At 67.4% G+C, this 5,299-nt stretch carries 4 protein-coding genes; 1 reads left to right on the forward strand and 3 read right to left on the reverse strand.

The genetic code is table 11. The features are described from left to right. The coding region (dnaE, locus tag AC1DOC_RS17885) for a DNA polymerase III subunit alpha (protein ID WP_478130190.1) at positions 1–3,424 on the forward strand (3,424 nt) is incomplete at its 5' end. Positions 3,425–3,469: 45 nt separating this feature from the next. On the opposite strand, the gene tolA is transcribed toward dnaE, so the two are convergent. The 3 genes from tolA to AC1DOC_RS17900 all read right to left on the reverse strand — a co-directional run. After that, positions 3,470–4,399 carry a cell envelope integrity protein TolA gene (gene tolA, locus AC1DOC_RS17890; RefSeq protein WP_478081602.1) on the reverse strand — a complete coding sequence of 310 codons (930 nt, stop codon included), beginning with the start codon at positions 4,397–4,399 and terminating at the stop codon, positions 3,470–3,472. Between the two features lie 3 nt (positions 4,400–4,402). Then, complete coding sequence (locus AC1DOC_RS17895) at positions 4,403–4,840, reverse strand: ExbD/TolR family protein (protein WP_012748215.1); 438 nt, start codon at positions 4,838–4,840, stop codon at positions 4,403–4,405. Positions 4,841–4,855: 15 nt separating this feature from the next. Beyond that, a partial coding sequence (locus AC1DOC_RS17900) for a MotA/TolQ/ExbB proton channel family protein (protein WP_478130191.1) occupies positions 4,856–5,299 on the reverse strand: 444 nt, incomplete at its 5' end.

The following is a 5,299-nucleotide window of genomic DNA, read 5'->3' on the forward strand; positions in this document are numbered from 1 at the left end:
GCCCGCACTGGCCATCACCGACCTGAACAACCTGTTTGGGGCGGTCAAGTTCTACAAGCAGGGGCGAGGCAAGGGCGTCAAGCCGGTCATCGGCGCTGAAATCTTCATCGAAGGCCTGGGCAAGGAGCCCGGCGTGCTCACCCGCATCGTGCTGCTGGTGCAGAACATGGAGGGCTACCTGCACCTGTCCGAGCTGCTGGCACGCGCCTGGACGCAGAACGTGGGCCGCGGCCAGTCGCAGGCGGCCTGCAAGCTCGAATGGCTCCAGGAGCTGCAGGGCGGGCTGATCGCGCTGTCGGGCGCGCAGGCCGGCCCGCTGGGCGCGCCGCTGCTGCAGGGCCAGGAAGAGCGCGCCGCCGAGCTGGCGCTGCAATTGGCGGGCATGTTCCCGCACCGCTTCTACATCGAGCTGCAGCGCGCGGGCCGCCCCGAGGACGAGCCGCATGTGATTGCCGCCGTCAAGCTCGCGGCCCGGCTGCGCCTGCCGGTGGTCGCCACGCACCCGGTGCAGTTTGCCGAACGCCAGGACTACGAGGCGCACGAGGCGCGCGTCTGCATCTCGGAAGGCGAAATCCTCGGCAACCCGCGCCGCGTGCGCAAGTTCACCGAGGAGCAGTACTTCAAGTCGAGCGCCGAAATGCAGGCGCTCTTTGCCGACGTGCCGAGCGCGCTGGCCAACACGGTCGAGATCGCCAAGCGCTGCAACCTCACGCTGGTGCTCGGCAAGCCGCAGCTGCCCGATTTTCCGACGCCCTTCATCAGCGAAGGCGTGCGCATGCCGATCGACGAGTTCTTCCGCCAGGAGTCCTTCGTGGGCCTGGAAGAACGCCTGGCGCACCTCTATCCCGATCCGGCCAGGCGCGAGGCCGAGCGGCCACGCTATGTGGAGCGGCTCGAGTTCGAGATCAACACGATCCTGAACATGGGCTTCCCCGGCTACTTCCTGATCGTGGSCGACTTCATCMAGTGGGCCAAGAACAATGGCTGCCCGGTGGGCCCGGGCCGGGGCTCGGGCGCGGGCTCGCTGGTGGCCTATGCGCTGAAGATCACCGACCTCGATCCGCTTGAATACAAGCTGCTGTTCGAACGTTTCCTGAACCCCGAGCGCGTCTCGATGCCCGACTTCGACATCGACTTCTGCCAGGGCAACCGCGACCGCGTGATCGACTACGTCAAGGACAAGTACGGCCGCGATGCCGTGAGCCAGATCGCCACCTTCGGAACGATGGCCGCGCGCGCCGCCATCCGCGACGTGGGGCGCGTGCTCGACATGAGCTACATGTTCTGCGACGGCATCAGCAAGCTCATTCCCAACAAGCCGGGCCAGCCCGTCACCATCCAGTATCCGCCCAACCCCAAGGTGGAAGGCGACAAGAACAACTACGCCATCGAGATGGAGCCGCAGCTCGCGGCGCGCATCGAGAAGGAAGAAGAAGTGCGCATGCTGGTCGAGCTCGCGCAGAAGCTCGAAGGCATGACCCGCAACATCGGCATGCACGCGGGCGGCGTGCTGATTGCGCCCGGCAAGCTCACCGACTTCTGCCCGCTCTACCAGCAGCCCGGCAGCGACTCGGCCGTGAGCCAGTACGACAAGGACGACGTGGAGGCCATCGGCCTCGTGAAGTTCGACTTCCTGGGCCTGGCCACGCTCACGATCCTCGAGATCGCGAAAGAGTTCATCGTCAAGCGCCACAAGGGCCAGGAGAACTTCGCGTACGAGAACATCAAGCTCGACGACCGCGAGACCTACAAGCTGTTCTCCGAGGGCAAGACCGAAGCGGTGTTCCAGTTCGAAAGCCGCGGCATGCAGGGCATGCTGAAGGATGCGCGGCCGACGCGCCTGGAGGACCTGATCGCGCTCAACGCGCTGTACCGTCCGGGCCCGATGGACCTGATCCCGAGCTTCGTGGCGCGCAAGCACGGCCGCGAAGAGGTGGAGTACCCGCACCCGGCCGTGGCCGAGATGCTCTCCGAGACCTACGGGATCATGGTCTACCAGGAGCAGGTGATGCAGACCGCGCAGATCCTGGGCGGCTATTCGCTCGGCGGCGCCGACCTGCTGCGCCGCGCCATGGGCAAGAAAAAGCTCGAGGAGATGGCCGAGCACCGCGAGAAATTCCGCGCGGGCGCGCTCTCGACGCACGGCATTCCCCAGGACAAGGCCGACGAGATCTTCGACTTGATGGAGAAGTTCGCGGGCTACGGCTTCAACAAGTCGCACGCCGCCGCCTACTCTCTGCTGGCGTACCACACCGGTTGGCTCAAGGTCCACTACACGGCCGAGTTCTTCTGCGCCAACATGACCGTGGAAATGGACGACACCGACAAGCTCAAGGTGCTGTTCGAGGACGCGCAGAAGAACTTCGGCATCACCTTCGAGCCGCCGGACGTGAACCGCGGCAACTACCGCTTCGAGCCGGTCACCGACAAGGTGATCCGCTACGGCCTGGGGGCGGTCAAGGGCACGGGCCAGCTCGCGGTCGAGGCCGTGGTGCGCGCACGCGAAGAAGGCGGGCCCTTCAAGAGCCTGTTCGATTTCTGCGTGCGCATCGACCGCCAGCGCATCAACAAGCGCACGGTCGAAGCGCTCATCAAGGCCGGTGCCTTCGATTCGATCCAGCAGAACCGCGCCTCGCTCATCGCCTCGGTCGACCGCGCCTTCGAGTTTGCGGCCGCCACCGAGGCCAATGCCGCGCAGGTCGACATCTTCGGCGACAGCGAGCACGGCTCGGCCACGCAGGAGCCCGAGCTGGTGGACGCCACGCCCTGGGGCGTGAAGGAGCGGCTCACCTTCGAGAAGACGGCCGTCGGCTTCTATCTTTCAGGCCACCTGTTCGACGAGGTGGCGCACGAGGTGCGGCGCTTCTGCAAGCGCGAGATCGGCGACCTCATGGACACGCGCGAGCAGCAGGTGATCGCGGGCATCGTGAGCGATTTCCGCGTGATCAACGGCCAGCGCGGCCGGCTGGCGATCTTCAAGCTCGACGACAAGTCCGATGCCATCGACGCCACCGCGGACGAGGCGCTGATCAACGCGAACCGCAACACCCTGAAGGACGACGAACTGGTGATCGTGAGCGGCCGGCTGCAGCCGGGCCGCGGCGGCTTCGAGGCCCGCTTCCAGGTGCAGCAGGTGTGGGACCTGGCCACCGCGCGCTGCCGCTTCGGAAAATTCCTGCGCGTGGCGGTCAATGGCAAGGCGCCCGACATCGCGCGCCTGGTGAAAGACTTTCCGCCGCGCACCGAGCAGAGCGAGCACGGCGACCTCGTGCAGGGGCTGCCGGTGCGCCTGTCGATGGCGCGCGGCGGTGCGCAGGTCGAGCTGCAGCTGGGCGAGCGCGCGAAGTTCTTCCCGACCGACGCCGCGCTCGCGAGCTGGACGGCGCAGGCGGAAGCCGGCAAGGCCTCGGTGGTCTACGAGTGAGCGGCGAGGCGGCCGGGCGCGCTTGGCGCCTGGCCGGCCCTGCAACTACCGCTTGGGCCGCAGCGAGACGATCAGCGACGGGAAGATGCGCCCGTCGGTGTCGCGCGGCAGCTTGTCGGTCTTGTGCAGGCCGCGTTCGGCGGCTTCGTCCCAGCTGGGCAGTCCGCTCGACTTGGTCAGCTTGACGCCGACGATGGTGCCGTCCGGTGCCAGGTTCACCTCGAACTCGGCGGCCGGATTGCCATTGACTGTCTCGGCATCGGGGAAGGTGATGTTGGGGCGTACCGCCGCGGCAATGCGTCCGGCGTAGCCGCTCGACGGTCCTGACGAGCGCATTGCCGTGCCCTTGGAATCGTCGCTGCCGCTCGCGCCCGCGAGGCCCTGCATGCGCTTGAGCGTTGCGGCGCGGTCGGCCGCGGCCTGCTTGGCTGCGGCTTCCTGCTGCTTCTTCGCTTCGGCCTGCTTGGCCTCGGCCTCCTGCTGCTGTTTCTTCTGCTGTTCGGCGAGCTTTTGCTGCTGCGCCTTCTTGCGCTCGGCTTCGTCTTCGGCGCGCTGCTTGGCCTCGAGCTCCTTCTTGCGCTGCTGTTGCTGGCGCTCGAGCTCGCGCTCCTTCTGTTCCTTTTCTTCCTTGAGCTTTTTCTCGCGCTCGAGCGCGATGTCCGGCGCGCGCGGCGCCGGGGCGGGCTCGGGGGCCTTCACCTGAGGCGGCGGTGGCGGCGGAGGAGGCGCAGGCGGCGGCGGCGCGGGAGCGGGCGTGGGTGCCTGCGGCGCCGACAGGCGCGGCGCGGCCTGCTGCACCGTGGAAGACCACAGTTCCGCATCGACGGCGCCTTCGTCGGCATCGCTGCGCCAGCGCACTCCCCACGTCAGCGCGGCAATCAGCAGCGCGTGCGCGACCAGCGCGAGCAGCACTGCGCGCGGCGTGCCGCGCTGCGGCGGTGGTGCGAACTCGGGGCGATCCAGTGCGAGCGACATGCCTTATTTGCCGCCCGTGGTGGTGACGGACAGGCCCACGCGCTCGATGCCGCTGCGCTTGAGCTGGTTCATCGCCTTCACGACGGTTTCGTACTTCACGGACTTGTCGGCGCTGATGACCACGGGGCGCTGGTCGTCGCCGCCCTGGGCGGTCTTGGCCGCGGAGCCGATCTGGGTCATGGGAACGGAGGTGCCACCGCTGCCGGTGGACGGGTCCTTCTTGATCTGCGCTTCGTCGTCGCTCTTGATGACGATCTCGATCGGCTTGTCGGGCTGCTTGTTGGCGCGGTCGACCGAGGGCAGGTTGATCACGCTCGGCGTGATGAGCGGCGCGGTGACCATGAAGATGATCAGCAGCACCAGCATCACGTCGATGAACGGGACCATGTTGATCTCGTTGATCGTGCGGCGGCCTCGGCCCCGGGATGAAACTGCGGGCATGCGCTGGACCTCCGCTCAGCGGTTGGCCGGAGCCGCCGAAGTTGCCGACGCCACCGCGGCCGGATTGGCCGAAAGGTTGCGCTGCAGGATGTTGGAGAACTCCTCGATGTAGGTCTCCAGGGCAATCGCGATCTTGTCGATCTCGCGTGCGAAGCGGTTGTAGCCCACGACCGCCGGAATGGCGGCGAACAGGCCGATGGCGGTGGCCACCAGCGCTTCGGCAATGCCGGGCGCCACGGTGGCCAGCGTCACCTGCGCGAGCGCGGCCAGGCCGGTGAAGGCATGCATGATCCCCCAGACCGTGCCGAACAGGCCCACATACGGCGACACCGAACCCACGGTGGCGAGGAAGGACAGGTTCTGCTCGGCCGCGTCGAGTTCGCGCTGGAAGCTCGCACGCATGGCGCGGCGGGCACCGTCGAGCAGCGTGGGCGCGTCGCTCACATGGCGCTCGCGCAG

This window comes from Variovorax sp. 01T439_2 (genome assembly GCF_056398445.1).